Genomic DNA, 1,456 nt, shown 5'->3' with positions numbered 1-1,456 from the left:
GCCGCCGCATAGGCGGCCAGCGGCCACAACGTCGCCTGCGTGAGCTGCAGCGCCGCTCCCGCGAGCACCCCGGCCAGCCACCAGGGCCAGCGCCAGGGGCGCGCCATGGCAGGCGTGGCAAGGACGGCAGAGGCGGGAGACGGCTGCGGCATGCGCGCATGCTAATGGCGGTCGACGGCAGCGTTTCCTTTTCGCTACAGCCCGGTGCTTTCCGCCTATTGGCATAGCCCAACTTCATGGCCAATCTAGGGTCGATTCACCTTTACTTTTACAGAATGTTGCTTATCATTTGAATCATATTTATCAAATAACCCATTTGGAGTGCCCTATGTCGCTGCGAAATCTCACCGTCAAAGCCCAGTTGACGCTTTCCTTCGGGGTGCTGGCCTTGCTCGTACTGCTGGCCTCCAGCGTGGCGGTGTGGGGGCTGAACGGGGCCAACGAGAACTTCAGCGATTACGTGCACGGCGTGGCCGCCCGCGCCAAGCTGTCCGAGCAGATACGCATGGCGGTGGACCGCCGGGCCATCGCGGCCCGCAACCTGGTGCTGGTGAAGAGCGATGCCGACGTGGCGGTGGAGAAGGCGGCGGCGATCGAGGCGCACAAGGACGTGCAGGCCAACATGGCCAAGCTGAAAGACATGGTCAGCCACGGCGAGGTCCCCCCGGCCATCAGGACCCTGGTGGGTGAGATCGACAAGGTGGAGCAGGCCTACGGCACCGTGGCCCTGGACATCATCAACCTGGCCGTGTCGGGCCAGCGTGAGCAGGCCACCACCAAGATGAACGCGGAATGCCGCCCCCTGCTGGCCGCGCTGATCGCCAAGACGAACGAATACTCGCTCGCCACGGACCAGCGGGCGATCGCCCTGGTCAAGGAAGCCGAGGCCGAGTTCCGCTTCCAGCGGTCCCTGCTGATCGGCGCCTGCCTGCTGGCCTTCGCCGCGGCCGCCGTCGCGGGCGTGCTCATCACGCGCAGCCTCACCCGTTCGCTCGGTGCCGAGCCTTCCGAGCTGAGCCTCGCCGCCCAGCGCGTGGCGCAGGGTGACCTGTCCGACATGTCCGACCTCGCCAACGCCCTGCCCGGCAGCGTCATGGCCTCGCTGGGCACCATGCAGCAGAGCCTGGTGTCCATCGTGGCGGAGGTGCGCAACGCCAGCGACTCCATCGCCACCGGATCGATGGAAATCTCCACGGGCAACACCGACCTGAGCCAGCGCACCGAAGAACAGGCCAGCGCGCTGGAGCAGGTGGCATCGACCATGGAACAGTTCAGCACCACGGTGCGCAACAACGCCGACAACGCCAAGCAGGCCGATCAGCTGGCCCAGGACGCGACCACGGTGGCCACCCAGGGCGGCGGCGTGGTGACCCAGGTGGTCAAGACCATGAAGGACATCAACGACAGCTCGCGGCAGATCTCCGACATCATCGGCGTGATCGACGGCATCGCCTTC

Annotated in this window: 1 protein-coding gene; it reads left to right on the top strand. The window is 65.9% G+C overall.

Features of this window, described 5'->3' with window-relative positions; translation table 11 throughout:
- Positions 1-328: 328 nt before the first annotated feature.
- Positions 329-1,456: MCP four helix bundle domain-containing protein (locus AC27KI_RS24715; protein ID WP_487116419.1), on the top strand; the 1,128-nt coding region annotated here is incomplete at its 3' end.

Source organism: Acidovorax sp. KPB24-03 (genome assembly GCF_057546605.1).
The sequence above is the reverse complement of the archived record's forward strand: the minus strand, read 5'-3'. Positions and strand labels throughout refer to the sequence as shown.